This window comes from Planktothrix serta PCC 8927, assembly GCF_900010725.2.
In the GTDB taxonomy this organism is placed as follows: Bacteria; Cyanobacteriota; Cyanobacteriia; order Cyanobacteriales; family Microcoleaceae; genus Planktothrix; species Planktothrix serta.
The window spans coordinates 76084-88412 of sequence record NZ_LR734878.1; the positions used below are offsets into that span (position 1 = coordinate 76084).

A 12329-nucleotide genomic window follows, 5' to 3' on the forward strand; every position below is an offset into this window, starting at 1 on the left:
TCCGCTTATTCAATTCTTAAATTAAAGGGTAAACGAGTATAAATTCCTTTGGGATCATTCATCCCTTTGATAATAGATAATTCCTCTTGAAGTCTGAGAAATTCACGAGTTAAAGGATCAAGGGGAGTTGCTGTTACTGTGGTATTTTCTCCGGCTAAATTCTCTAAAATTCGTTCTTCTAAACTTCGGGGTTTTGGGGCTTCTTGTAATTTCCAATTATCCCCTAAATTGGCTTTTTTAACGGCCGCCGCGATGGCTGCATCTAAACCTCCAATTTCATCAACTAACCCGATTTCTTTCGCTTGTAAGCCTGACCAAACTCGCCCTTGGGCAATTTCTTGAACTTTATTTTTGGGTAATTTGCGATGGGTTGCTACGTTGGAAATAAATCGATCATAAATTAAGTTGACAATATTTTGTATTTTTGCTAATTCATCGGGGGTTTTCGGGCGACTAATTGTTTTAATATCGGCAAATTTACCCGTTTTAACAATATCCCAAGTAATCCCATTTTGATTAGAGATATCTTGAATATTAAATAACAATCCAAACACCCCAATTGATCCGGTAATGGTATTGGCTTCGGCAAAAATTTGATCCGCTCCCATTGAAATCCAATATCCCCCAGAAGCTGCAAAATTTCCCATCGAAACAATCACAGGTTTTTGCTTGCGTATCAGTTCTATTTCTCGTCCAATTACCTCTGATGCAGTGGCGCTTCCCCCTGGACTATTAACCCGGAAAACCACCGCTTTTACCTTCTCATCTAAGCGAAGTTTTCTTAATTCTTTGGCTAACCGCTCGCTTCCAATTTGAGTTGAGGTTCCTTTTCCATCAACAATTTCACCCTCAGCATAAACAATGGCGATTTTATTATCACTATTTTTATCCCCACTATTGTTTTTAGCAACTTCGGGTATTTTTGAATAGGAATTGATACTGATTTGACGAAATTGCTGATCTTTATCTGGGGATTCTTCGGTAATTTTTTTGAAGTTAGTAACCACTTCATCAACATAGGCGACCTTATCTACCAGTTTTGCTTTTAAAGCTGTATTTGCTAATAGAATCCCTTCGGTATTAGAAAATGCTTGTAACTGTTGGGGGGTAACTTTCCGACTGGGAGCAATTGTTCTTAACCATTCTCCCCAGAGTTCCCCTAATAATTGTTGGGTTTGTTCTCGACTTTCTGGACTGATTTTTTTTAGTAAAAAAGGTTCAACAGCCGCTTTATATTTCCCGACCCGTGTAACTTGCACCCCAATGCCATATTTTTCTAATGCACCTGTTAAAAACATGACTTCAGAACTTAACCCTTTAATATCTAAAGAACCTAATGGGTTAACAATTACTTGATTGGCAACGGAAGCTAAATAATATTCTGGTGCTGTCCATTCCATATCATAAGCAATAATGGTTTTTCCACTATCTCTAAACCGTTGTAAGGCTTGGCGAATTTCTTTTAAATTGGCTAATCCTGCGGAGGTGGGACTATTTGTTCCTTGCAAATAAAGGGCGACAATATTATCATCTTGGCTGGCTTGATCAATACTTTGAACTAAGGTTCTTAATTGAATTTCACTGGGACTATTTTCGGATAACAGTTGTTGTAATGCTTCCGAACTGGAGGGGTTAGGGCCAGTATCACTCACACTTAAGGATAAATCAAAAACTAATACGGATTTCTCCTTAACTTGTGGCCCTGAATCTTGACTCGCACTCATAATAATTAGGAAAATCAATCCGCCAATTCCCATAGTGGTAATCAGAACAAGTCCGATTAAGTTTCCTAATAAACTGGCAAATGTAAACTTGAGAAAATCTTTCATATTACGATTAATTAATTATGATTAATTTTAGGTTGGGTGTGTGAGCGTTGATGGAGTAGCTGACAGATGGGTTTATTTTTTCAGGGTTAATGCTCCTGATGTTTGCAATTGATCGAAGCTGCGATTATTGGTACAAAAGAGAACGGTAATCAGTTCGGCTTTTAAGATCTCAACTAAAGTATAGACGGCTGCTTCAGATTCCGCAGCAGCTTGTAGAAACGGCCATGCTAACCCGGCTAAATTTGCACCCAAAGCGATCGCTTTTGCCGCCTCTAAACCATTGCGTAATCCCCCGGAAGCAATTAACGGAATCTCAGGTGAAATTTCTCGAATATTGCTAATACAATCAGCCGTCGGGATTCCCCAATTGGCAAAGGTTTCTCCGAGGCGACGTTGCAGGGGGTCTTGAGCGCGTTCTCCTTCAATTTTAGCCCAGGATGTTCCGCCTGCACCTGCAACGTCAATAGCGGCAACTCCGGCTTCTATTAATTGTTTTGCCATCTTGGCATTAATTCCATTTCCAACTTCTTTGGCAATCACAGGAACGGGAAGTTTAGTACATAATTGTTCTATTTTATGGAGTAATCCTCTAAAATTAGTATCCCCTTCGGTTTGAATACATTCTTGTAAGGGATTAAGATGTAAAATTAAGGCATCGGCTGCTAATAAATCAATGGTTTTTAGACATTCTTCTAAACCATATTGATAATTTAACTGCACGGCTCCTAAATTAGCAAAGAGTAAAATATCAGGCGCGAGCGATCGCACTGCAAAGGTATCTGCAACATCAGGATTTTCTACCGCTACCCGTTGGGAACCCACCCCCATAGCAATATTATAATATTGAGCCACAGCCGCTAACCGATCATTAATTAATTTTGCCTGTTGTGTTCCTCCGGTCATGGAGGAAATTAATAACGGTGCTGCTAATATTTTGCCTAAAAATGATGTGGTGATGTCAATTTCACTCCGGTTTAAATCGGGTAAACAGCAATGGGTAAAATCATAACGTTCTAATCCCGTTGTTGTTTGTCGAAACTGCACATCTTCTTCTAAGCAAATCCGCAGGTGATCCGCTTTCCGGCTTTCAATTTGATTAGAACCAGTCATACAGATATTTCGTTTCAACAGGACTCAACTTTTAACAGTATCATTTATTTGGGTTGGCTGTTGATGGTTGAACGATGGTAATGGTGTGTGCGCTTGTCGCTTACACACCCTACACCCTAAGAACGATGGTAATGGTGTGTGCGCTTGTCGCTTACACACCCTACACCCTAAGAACGATGGTAATGGTGTGTGCGCTTGTCGCTTACACACCCTACACCCTAAGAACGATGGTAATGGTGCGTGCGCTTGTCGCTTACACACCCTACACCCTAAGAAATCGGAGATAACAACTCAACGGCGTCTCGTCCATCCAGGTCTTCTAAATAGACTTTCACCTGTTCTTCTTTGGCGGTGGGGAGTGTTTTCCCAATAAAATCGGGGTGAATGGGAAGTTGACGATGACCTCGATCTACAAGTACAGCTAACCCAATGGTTTCAGGACGGCCATAATCGATCACGGCGTTAAGGGCGGCGCGAATGGTTCTCCCTTTATAAATGACATCATCGACTAAAACAACGGTTTTCCCGGTCAAGTCAAAGGGAATGGTGGTTTTTTCTGGGGTTCGCATTCCGACTTGATCCAAATCATCTCGATAAAACGTAATATCTAACGCACCGACAGAAACCTGTACCTGTTCTAAGACTTCAATTTGGTGAGCCAAAAGTTCAGCTAAGGGAACCCCTTTGGTATAGATTCCCAGTAAGACTAAATTTTCTAAATCCCCATATTTTTCTATAATTTGGGAAGCCATCCGGGTGAGGGTTCGCCGGAGTTCAGCCGCAGATAGAATTTCAACAATTTTTGTCATATTGGATTAAAAATTAAAAATCTTGAGTTTTTTAAAGAGATTCGAGATTAGTTCCCAAGGTGCCAAAGGATAAATCCGACTGTAAATAATCCTAACTCGATTAAGAAACAGGATCGAGTTAGTTGTAATGCGTGTTCAATGGTGGTAGATGTAATCGGTTGTTGGGGATCTCCCAATAAAGGTTTGTGTTTGATCACGCCTCGATAGGAATTTTCTCCTCCGAGTTGTACACCTAATGCGGCAGCATAAGCGCATTCACTCCATCCAGCATTTGGACTCGGATCAAAAACGGCATCTCGTTGACAAATGTTTAAAACATATTTAGGTTTTCCTGATAAGATAGCAATCGTGATTACTGTTAATCGACAGGGAAGCCACGTTAAAACATCGTCTAATTTTGCACTAAACCATCCCATATCCTTGTAAGGTGCTTCTCGATAACCCACCATAGAATCGAGGGTACTGGTGGCTTTGTAGGCAAAAGCAAGAGGGACGCTACCGATTCCGGGCAGTACCGCACCAATTAGGGCATAAAATAAAGGAGCCATGACGCCATCGGTGGCGTTTTCTGTGACGGTTTCTAAAACGGCTCTAAGGATTTCTGACTCGGATAGGGTTTCGGTATCTCGACCCACATAACAACTTAATCGTTGACGAGCCGTGACTAAATCTCCTTGATCAATCCAGTATAAAACATCCTCTGCGGCATCCCTCAAACTTCGACCTGCAAAACAACTGGCCAAGAGAAGACTTTCTACTGTAATGCTCAAAATTGGATTCCAGGGAAATTGAACGACTAATGCTTGTACCCCATATCCAATTAAAGCCGTTGTTAAGGCACTCCCTAACACTACAATTAGGGTGAGGAATACCCCTGCAACCCGCAGAATTCTCGGTTGATTCAAGTGTTTAAAGAAAATTTGCGTATAGTGAGTAATTACCCACCCCATTACCTGCACTGGATGTAACCAATTTTGGGGATCTCCAATGAGATAATCTAATCCAGCTGCAATCAATAGAATGATCAGGGAATTAAAATCCGTCATGGACAATGGATAAATAGAACAGGACAAGAGATCTTTAGGGAAACTTCTAGGGCTAAAAATTCCCTAAACCACAAAGCTTGTTTCTTCCCCCTGTGCGGCTTGCCAACTGCGAGCATCATAATAGAGATCTTCGAGAGAAATCCCATACAGTGCTTCTTTCAGCTTTTGGTGTAAGCGATTCCACAGGGTAAAAGTTACCCAATCTTCTGCTTGTTCAACATCGGCTTGATGGCGGGGTAAAGGCTCAATAGTTTCTCCCACTGCTTCTAAGATCTGTCCGAGGGAGATCTGGGCTGGAGATTTTGCCAATAGATAGCCTCCTTGAGTACCTCGAACTGATTCAACTAACCCTGATCGTCGCATCTCAATTAACAGCTTTTCCAGATAGGGTGCAGGAATATTTTGGCGCTGTGCGATCGCGTTTACAGAAGTCGGCCCGATCCCTCGTTGTAAGGATAGATCGAGCAAGGCTTTAACGCTATAGTGTCCCCGTGTAGTTAACTTCATCCTGGGTAATAAAATAGATAACTTGGCAATGGAGTTTTAAAGGGTAAAGATGGTCTTGACAGATTCTACCAAGTTGAGCATACCTAAAGGGAATTCGTTACAACTTGCAGGAAAATGGCAGTACGATCCCCCTCTCAAGAGTTTAGTCTGGAGTTGATAACTTCTTATCAGTCTGGACAGTGAGTTTTTGATTTAAAGGGGGGTTGGACTTGATGTAATGGGGATTGATACTATTCTTGACAAGCTGATAGCTGAACGTGATCGGGAGTTGTTGGATGTCCCACCCTTCCACTCAACTGCTTGACTTGAATTAGATCTATTAAAAAATTTCAGAAATAGGTGAACAATTTCGTTAATTAGTGTATTATAGTTTTTCAAGTAGCGATCTAGCTAAACAATCTGGGCGACTTATCAGCCACCCAGGATAAAAGTCAAGACCTTTTGCAAAAAATTTACAGGAACAGTTAATGGCTAAAAAGAAAAGTTCTGATCCTCAACCTCAGCCTCTGACCGGAGAAGCTTTACTCGATAAAGTCAAAGGACTTGAACATCTGAGCAAAGAAGAGAAAGCTAGAGAATGTGGTTACTACACCCTGACTAAAAACAATGTTGAGCGCGTCAACATGATGAAATTCCTGAATGCTCTGATTGATGCAGAGGGAATTGAGTTAGATGGCAAACAACAAGGAAATGGACGGGGTGGACGCTCCGCTAGTTATCGAATTAGTGTTCAGTCAAATGGTAACTTGCTGATTGGTGCCGCTTATACAAAACAAATGGATTTGAATCCTGGTGATGAGTTTGAAATTTCTCTCGGACGTAAGCATATTCACCTCAAACAAGTGGAAGCTGGAGACGAAGAAGAAGAATCATAAGAGATGGTCTACAGCTAAATCCTGAGACTGAATTTAAACAGAGTTGTACGCGGTTTTAACGTACAAATTCTTTAGACTGGCAATGGCTCTTTTTAAGTCGCTGCCAGCTATTACTATGTTAATTCTAGATTTATAGTTAATCTATCAACTGCTATAATATTGGCGTACTAAGAATACATCCTCAATATGAAGCTTCACCAATTATTAGCCTTAATCCCAACTGTTAAAAACAAGGTCAATAAAGCCAAAACAGAGGTTTCCCATCTGATTCAGAAAACGGATTTGTTTAAAGGGTTGAACAGAAGCTATCAACCCCGCGAAGAGGAAGGGTTTGTCTACCCTTCTGAAAGTAAAATTGTTCAATTAAAAGCTATTGATTTAATTCAGAAGTTTAAACAAGCTAACCGAGAGTTAATTGATTTATGCGCCACTCAAGATTACACCAACTGCAATGCTAAAGCCAATGTTATAATTGATGGGATAACGATTCTTGAGAATGTTCCCGTCTCTCATTTGCTATTCCTTGAAAAACAAATCGAAGAAATCAAGACATTGATCCAGTCCTTGCCCACATTGGATTTAGATAAGGAGTGGGAATATTCGCAAAATAGAGGTTATTACACCTCTACCCCGAAAGAAACGGTTAAAACCAAGAAGATAACAGAATTTGTGGTAGCTTATGAGGCAACTAAGGAGCATCCCGCACAAATCAAGGAAGTCTCTAAAGATATTATTGAAGGGCTTTGGACTGCGATTGAGTTTTCAGGGGCATTGCCAGCAGATACGATTCGAGGATATCTTGAACGAGCCAACAAACTTTATGCTGCAATTGTGGTAGCCAGAGAAGAAGCCAACAGTATTGAAGTACAAAACCAACAAGTTGCTGATAGATTGTTCGATTATGTTTTTCCTGCTAATATGAATTAGAGCGCAAGTTCAAGTTTAGCGAATGGGGTGATTGTGTGGTTCAAATCCCACCCTGCCCCTATTCAATAAGGGCAGGTAGGCTAACTGGTAAAGCCACCTCTCGCATCAAGATTAAGTTTAGGTTCAAGTTATCGCTCCAGACTTAATCTCAACCCTTACTCTTTACATCGAACGCGACTAACAAGATTAGGGAACAACGGTTCAAATCCGTTATCCTGCTTTTAATTATGAATTATGCGGGATTAGTTTAGGGGTAAAACGCCCTAATATAAGTGTGATTAGTTCGCTACCGGAAATCAAAAAGTAAAGACAGTAAGTTTAATCTCTATCGCCCCGTCAAATGGATATTTTGGTGGGGCTTAAAGTTTTCGTGCAATTGCTTTAATACTTCACTTGCGTTCATCGGGCGGATAATTGGGATCACCCAGTCCCCCCACCCGGTCAGGGGGCCAAAAACGAACCGTTGCTCGACCGATAATATTTTCACGGGGGACAAAACCCCAATAGTGGCTATCGTAACTATTATTGCGGTTATCACCTAAAACTAAATACTGGCCTTCGGGAACTGTTCCTGGCCCCCAATTATATTCAGGTTTTTCCGCAATATACTTTTCTGGGAGAGGTTCACCATTGATGAACACCAAACCATTTTTGACCTCTAGCGTCTCACCGGGTAAACCGATGATTCTTTTAATAAACGCATCCTTATATTGTTTTTTCAGTTCGTCGGTGGGACTAAACACCACCACATCACCCCGATGGGGTTCTCCCAACCGATAACCAACTTTATCAATAATCAATCGATCATTAATTTCTAAAGTCGGTAACATTGAGCCAGAGGGAATGTAGCGAGCTTCAGCAACAAAGGTGCGAATGCCTAACGCCAAAAAGATACTCAAACTAACAGTTTTGAGGATCTCTACCCAAGGGTTCTCTTGTTGTTGAGGGGAAGGTTTAACTGGATCTGGCTCTTGATTAGGCAGGCTACTCATAAATGGTCACAAGACTAGAAACTAGATTCATCATATCAAATTTGTCCGAAATAGGGAGATGATAGTTCCCTATAATTAGAAGACAAATTCAAGGTTAAATAGTTTTATAGCAGATTGGATGAAGAAAATTATGTCTAATTCTGATGGTGTATTAATTAATCAAGCTCGGATTTTGTTACCGAATGGTGATTTTTTACTGGGAGATGTCGCCATTATTCAGGGTAAAATCGTTGAGATTGCTCCAGAAATTGATCATCACGCTCTGGGGATAGATGATTGGGAAATTATTGATGCCAAAGGGTTAACTTTATTACCCGGTGTGATTGATCCGCAGGTGCATTTTAGAGAACCGGGTTTAGAATATAAAGAAGACTTATTTACGGCGAGTTGTGCTTGTGCAAAAGGTGGCGTCACTTCGTTTTTAGAAATGCCTAATACTCGACCCTTAACCACAACTCAAGCCAATTTAGATGATAAATTAAGACGAGCTTCAGAAAAATGTATGGTTAATTACGGCTTTTTTATTGGAGCCACAGCCGAAAATTTACCCGATTTATTAGAAGCAAATCCGACTCCGGGGATTAAAATATTTATGGGGTCGATGCACGGAGATTTATTAATTGATCAAGAGGAAATATTAGAGACTATTTTTGCCAAGGGCGATCGCTTAATTGCAGTTCACGCCGAAGATCAAGCTCGAATTAATCAACGTCGTCAAGAATTTGCGGGAATTACTAACCCGGCAATTCATTCTACCATTCAAGATAATTTAGCAGCCTTACAAGCCACTCAACTCGCCTTAAAACTCTCTAAAAAATATCAACGACGGTTACATATTCTGCATCTTTCAACGGGGGAAGAAGCGCAATTATTACGTCAAGATAAACCAGACTGGGTAACAGCAGAAGTCACCCCTCAACATTTATTATTAAATATAACAGATTATGATAAAATTGGAACCTTAGCACAAATGAATCCCCCCTTGCGATCGCCCCAAGACAATCAAATATTATGGCAAGCGTTATTAGAGGGTGTGATTGATTTTATCGCAACAGATCACGCCCCCCATACCTTAGAAGAAAAGGCGAAAGGCTATCCGAATACCCCATCAGGAATGCCGGGAGTTGAGACTTCTTTACCCTTAATGTTAACACAAGCAATGCAAGGAAAATGCACAGTTCAACAAGTCTCAAATTGGATGTCTACGGCTGTAGCAAAAGCTTATAAAATTCCCAATAAAGGGAAAATCGAAGTAGATTATGATGCGGATTTAGTCTTAGTGAATTTAGAGAATTATCGTCCGGTATTGCGGGAGGAAGTATTAACAAAATGTGGTTGGAGTCCCTTTGAAGGCTGGGAGTTAACCGGATGGCCAGAATATACAATTGTGGGGGGAAAAGTTGTTTATGAAAATCGGAAAGTCAATACAGAAGTTCGGGGTCAGGCGTTAAGGTTTGAGAGTTAAATAATTATATTGCTGTCTGGGGTTTAATTGATTAAAAAGCCAGTCTAAATCAGTGTTAATTTAAGGAGTAGGGGCGGGTTGAGTGGGGTTGGTGTCAACTTAACGCCAAAAGCCCGGAACTAAAGTTCGGGCTAAAAGCTCAAACCCGTTAAAACGGGTTAAGAAAGAGAAGTTTTGAGTCATCTTTAGATGACTTTAGCTCTTAGCCCGAACTTTAGTTCCGGGCTAACATGGGTTAAGTTGACACTAATGGTTGAGTGGGGTTGCAGTTAATCAGGAAAGATCAAGCACTCCCGCCGCCCTTACACACTTGCTAGACGTTAATTGATCAGCCCTCTCTAAAACCACTTAATCCTAATAATTCTTGAGCAGAAGCTAAGAGTTTAATCGTTACTTCTTCAATTTCTCCCTGTTCAGTTAGTTCAGTTAAGAGAAATTGCCATCCCACATTGACACTAAACAAGACCGTTTGAACATTCCCCAATACTTGCACAACCTGTTGACCATTTTCTAATATTTTGATCTGAGCAGTGTTCGGTTTTAGCTTCATTCCTTTGGCTTCCGTTTCCAGATAATTTTGAATAGCCTCTTGACCTGTAATTAATTCGGCAAAGGGCGCGTAAAGTTTTCCCTGGGGAATAAATAAAGAAGCCGTTGTTACAAAATCTTCATCATTAAAGCTTTCAAAATAACGAATTATAGCGATCGCATTAACTCCATCAATAGACAATATAGATTGACAATCTAAGGATGTTGTTGTCATTTTTTTATCCTCAACCCTAAACTTTTTCTAAATTATAAATTTGTTTAAACCCTAAAATTTGCTAGAACTCAAAAATCTATCTATAGCATGACTATCTATTTGCTAAAATACAAACTGTAGTAATCAATAATCAGCCAGCCGTTAACCATCAACCGTCAACCAATATGGATTCAGAACAAATCAAGCAAAAAGCCCTATCTTTGGGATTTCATAAGGTTGGGATTGCTACTATTCCTGATAGGCAGGACAATAATCAACGGTTAAAAACTTGGTTAAATCAAGGATATGCTGCGGACATGGCGTGGATGAATAACCCCAAACGCCAAGATATTCGTCAATTGATGCCAGAAGTTGAGTCTGTTATTTGTGTAGCGTTGAACTATTATACTTCTGAACAATATCCTCAAGGAAAAGAATTTGCTAAAATTTCCCGCTATGCAAGAGGACGAGATTATCATCGAGTTCTACACAAAAAGCTGAAAAAATTTTCGCAATGGTTACAACAACAAGGAGAAGGAATTCAAGCGCGATATTATGCCGATACTGGGCCTATTCAAGATAAAGTTTGGGCACAACAAGCGGGTATTGGATGGATTGCTAAAAATAGTAATCTGATTACCAGAAACTATGGTTCTTGGGTATTTTTAGGGGAAATTTTAACAAATTTAACTTTAACACCCGATCCTCCCCATACTCAACATTGTGGTACTTGTACCCGGTGTTTAGAAGCTTGTCCAACCCAGGCAATTACTCAACCCTTTGTCGTCGATGCCAATCTTTGTATTGCCTATCATACAATAGAAAATCGGGCTGAAACCTTACCGGAAAATATTAGTAAAAAGTTAAACAGTTGGGTCGCAGGTTGTGATATTTGTCAAGAAGTTTGTCCTTGGAATCAACGTTTTGCTCAGGAAACAGACGTTGCAGAATTTCAACCCAATCCTCAAAATCTTGCCCCTAAATTAAGCGAATTAGCAGAACTTTCTGAGGAAGAATGGAATCAACGCTTTCGTGGGTCTGCCTTACGACGGATTAAACCGCAAATGTGGCGTCGCAATGCTAAGGCGAATTTAGAGTTTTAAAAAATTCTCTATTGCCTTAATTGATAACTTAGTGGGTACATTAGAAAATGTAAAAGTCCCCCTAAAAAAGGGAAATTTTTAGGATCTAATCTAATGTCTAAGTCCCCTTAATACTCCTTCTTTCTTTCTTCGTGTCTTAGTGCCTTTGTGTTTCCTTCTTTCCGATACCATTGAGATAATATGATCGGGGAAATTCCCCAATAATATCCAATAATCATGAATTGATTAATTAATGTCGTTTGAAAGACTCCTAATTTTTGCCACCGTCGTCCTGATGTAATTACAAAACTCGATAAAATCTCAATTTTCCCTAAACGATTTAAACGACGAATCAACTCAAAATCCTCCATAATGGGTTGTTCAGGAAATCCCCCAATATTCCAAAACGTTGAAGCCTTAATAAAAATAGCTTGATCTCCATAGGGCATTTGTAAATATTTTGAACGCCAAAACACCATTTTTTCAATTAACCTTAAACTCCATTCAGGCGCATTAATTTTTAATTGAAATGCTCCGGCAATTATGTTATAATCTATAAGAGTTTTTCGGACTTCTATTTCAAATTCTAGGGGTAATTGCGTATCTCCATGCAAAAACAATAAAATCTCACCCGTTGCTATCTTTGCTCCGGCATTCATTTGCAACCCCCGTCCTCGATGGGTAACTATCACATTCACCCCCAAATTTTGAGCTATTTGAACAGTATTATCCTGACTTCCCCCATCCACAATAATAATCTCTATATTTTCTGAATTTTGAATCCCAGAAATCACCGATTCAATATTTTCTGCTTCATTTAAAACGGGAATAATAATTGAAATTTTTGCCGATTCAGGATTAAAATTCATCAAGGGATCACTGAGCCAATTACGTCTATTTATAAAATCCTTGATAATTTATCACGTTTTCTGAGATAATAATAAC

At 39.9% G+C, this 12329-nt stretch carries 12 protein-coding genes; 4 read left to right on the forward strand and 8 right to left on the reverse strand.

All coding sequences use genetic code 11. The features are described 5' to 3' along the window. Positions 1 to 5: 5 nt before the first annotated feature. The 5 genes from sppA to PL8927_RS19860 all read right to left on the reverse strand — a co-directional run bounded on the left by sppA (position 6) and on the right by PL8927_RS19860 (position 5301). Positions 6 to 1829 (reverse strand): signal peptide peptidase SppA, encoded by a 1824-nt coding sequence (gene sppA, locus PL8927_RS19840; protein WP_083625010.1) that lies wholly within the window; start codon positions 1827 to 1829, stop codon positions 6 to 8. Positions 1830 to 1901: 72 nt separating this feature from the next. Continuing rightward, positions 1902 to 2939: a type 2 isopentenyl-diphosphate Delta-isomerase gene (fni, locus tag PL8927_RS19845; protein WP_083625011.1), complete on the reverse strand. Its 1038-nt coding sequence runs from the start codon at positions 2937 to 2939 to the stop codon at positions 1902 to 1904. A gap of 269 nt (positions 2940 to 3208) precedes the next feature. Beyond that, entirely contained in the window at positions 3209 to 3748 is a 540-nt protein-coding gene (pyrR, locus tag PL8927_RS19850) for a bifunctional pyr operon transcriptional regulator/uracil phosphoribosyltransferase PyrR (RefSeq protein ID WP_083625012.1), read from the reverse strand. Between the two features lie 47 nt (positions 3749 to 3795). Then, complete coding sequence (gene cbiB / locus PL8927_RS19855; protein WP_083625014.1) at positions 3796 to 4794, reverse strand: adenosylcobinamide-phosphate synthase CbiB; 999 nt, start codon at positions 4792 to 4794, stop codon at positions 3796 to 3798. A 63-nt stretch (positions 4795 to 4857) separates the two neighbouring features. After that, the gene (locus PL8927_RS19860) at positions 4858 to 5301 is read right to left on the reverse strand and encodes an Rrf2 family transcriptional regulator (RefSeq protein ID WP_083625016.1); all 444 of its coding nucleotides are present in this window, start codon (positions 5299 to 5301) and stop codon (positions 4858 to 4860) included. A gap of 467 nt (positions 5302 to 5768) precedes the next feature. Here PL8927_RS19860 and PL8927_RS19865 point away from each other — a divergent pair, with 467 nt between their 5' ends. Further along, the gene (locus PL8927_RS19865) at positions 5769 to 6176 is read left to right on the forward strand and encodes an AbrB family transcriptional regulator (RefSeq protein WP_083625018.1); all 408 of its coding nucleotides are present in this window, start codon (positions 5769 to 5771) and stop codon (positions 6174 to 6176) included. Between the two features lie 186 nt (positions 6177 to 6362). After that, positions 6363 to 7103 carry a DUF7873 family protein gene (locus tag PL8927_RS19870; protein ID WP_083625020.1) on the forward strand — a complete coding sequence of 247 codons (741 nt, stop codon included), beginning with the start codon at positions 6363 to 6365 and terminating at the stop codon, positions 7101 to 7103. A gap of 389 nt (positions 7104 to 7492) precedes the next feature. Here the strand turns inward: PL8927_RS19870 and lepB are convergent, their stop codons facing one another. Further along, positions 7493 to 8095: a signal peptidase I gene (lepB, locus tag PL8927_RS19875; RefSeq protein ID WP_083625022.1), complete on the reverse strand. Its 603-nt coding sequence runs from the start codon at positions 8093 to 8095 to the stop codon at positions 7493 to 7495. Between the two features lie 130 nt (positions 8096 to 8225). On the opposite strand from lepB, the gene PL8927_RS19880 reads away from it, so the two are divergent. Continuing rightward, the gene (locus PL8927_RS19880; RefSeq protein WP_083625024.1) at positions 8226 to 9560 is read left to right on the forward strand and encodes a dihydroorotase; all 1335 of its coding nucleotides are present in this window, start codon (positions 8226 to 8228) and stop codon (positions 9558 to 9560) included. Positions 9561 to 9888: 328 nt separating this feature from the next. On the opposite strand, the gene PL8927_RS19885 is transcribed toward PL8927_RS19880, so the two are convergent. After that, a complete protein-coding gene (locus tag PL8927_RS19885) occupies positions 9889 to 10323 on the reverse strand; it encodes a Cif family virulence factor (RefSeq protein WP_083625026.1) in 435 nt (144 codons plus the stop codon). 164 nt (positions 10324 to 10487) lie between these two features. Here PL8927_RS19885 and queG point away from each other — a divergent pair, with 164 nt between their 5' ends. Next, the gene (gene queG, locus PL8927_RS19890; RefSeq protein WP_083625028.1) at positions 10488 to 11405 is read left to right on the forward strand and encodes a tRNA epoxyqueuosine(34) reductase QueG; all 918 of its coding nucleotides are present in this window, start codon (positions 10488 to 10490) and stop codon (positions 11403 to 11405) included. A 107-nt stretch (positions 11406 to 11512) separates the two neighbouring features. On the opposite strand, the gene PL8927_RS19895 is transcribed toward queG, so the two are convergent. Further along, on the reverse strand, positions 11513 to 12253 hold the full coding sequence (locus tag PL8927_RS19895; protein ID WP_083625031.1) for a TIGR04283 family arsenosugar biosynthesis glycosyltransferase: 741 nt from the start codon (positions 12251 to 12253) through the stop codon (positions 11513 to 11515). Positions 12254 to 12329: the final 76 nt, after the last annotated feature.

Excerpts from the sequence above, each read along its gene's own strand:
- sppA (WP_083625010.1), bottom strand. The coding sequence starts at position 1,829 with ATGAAAGATTTTCTCAAGTTTACATTTGCCAGTTTATTAGGAAACTTA.
- fni (WP_083625011.1), bottom strand. The coding sequence starts at position 2,939 with ATGACTGGTTCTAATCAAATTGAAAGCCGGAAAGCGGATCACCTGCGG.
- pyrR (WP_083625012.1), bottom strand. The coding sequence starts at position 3,748 with ATGACAAAAATTGTTGAAATTCTATCTGCGGCTGAACTCCGGCGAACC.
- cbiB (WP_083625014.1), bottom strand. The coding sequence starts at position 4,794 with ATGACGGATTTTAATTCCCTGATCATTCTATTGATTGCAGCTGGATTA.
- PL8927_RS19860 (WP_083625016.1), bottom strand. The coding sequence starts at position 5,301 with ATGAAGTTAACTACACGGGGACACTATAGCGTTAAAGCCTTGCTCGAT.
- PL8927_RS19865 (WP_083625018.1), top strand. The coding sequence starts at position 5,769 with ATGGCTAAAAAGAAAAGTTCTGATCCTCAACCTCAGCCTCTGACCGGA.
- PL8927_RS19870 (WP_083625020.1), top strand. The coding sequence starts at position 6,363 with ATGAAGCTTCACCAATTATTAGCCTTAATCCCAACTGTTAAAAACAAG.
- lepB (WP_083625022.1), bottom strand. The coding sequence starts at position 8,095 with ATGAGTAGCCTGCCTAATCAAGAGCCAGATCCAGTTAAACCTTCCCCT.
- PL8927_RS19880 (WP_083625024.1), top strand. The coding sequence starts at position 8,226 with ATGTCTAATTCTGATGGTGTATTAATTAATCAAGCTCGGATTTTGTTA.
- PL8927_RS19885 (WP_083625026.1), bottom strand. The coding sequence starts at position 10,323 with ATGACAACAACATCCTTAGATTGTCAATCTATATTGTCTATTGATGGA.
- queG (WP_083625028.1), top strand. The coding sequence starts at position 10,488 with ATGGATTCAGAACAAATCAAGCAAAAAGCCCTATCTTTGGGATTTCAT.
- PL8927_RS19895 (WP_083625031.1), bottom strand. The coding sequence starts at position 12,253 with ATGAATTTTAATCCTGAATCGGCAAAAATTTCAATTATTATTCCCGTT.